Source organism: Streptococcus suis, from assembly GCF_002964045.1.
GTDB classification, from domain to species: Bacteria; Bacillota; Bacilli; order Lactobacillales; family Streptococcaceae; genus Streptococcus; species Streptococcus suis_U.
On record NZ_POPB01000604.1, the window covers coordinates 1 to 329 of the forward strand.

Genomic DNA, 329 nt, shown 5'->3' on the forward strand with positions numbered 1-329 from the left:
TTTTCTACCATTTGTCAAGTCCATCAAGGTATTTGACGAAAAATATTTTGAGTCTCGTAATCCAAATATGGAAATTATTTTATTTTGGACTAAAGTTTAGTGTAAAAAGGGTATACAAAAGCAACACCTTATGTTGAAATTTTTTGATAAGGTGTTACAATAATATGGCATAAACAATTTTACTGATTTTGGGTTGAAATATAATCGTAAAGTTTGTTATGCGTTATGAGGTAATACATTGTCCGAATGAGACGATGTATGGAGGCAATCGTGTGTGGCTTGGTTGAAGTCATTTGCGATTGCCTTTTTCGTTTCTCATAAAAGTCTGC

1 pseudogene is annotated in these 329 nt (G+C 32.2%); it reads right to left on the reverse strand.

From position 1 onward, the window contains the following. Positions 1 to 179: 179 nt before the first annotated feature. Positions 180 to 329 (reverse strand): annotated as a pseudogene (locus tag C1E99_RS13095) (IS110 family transposase); the annotation flags it as partial.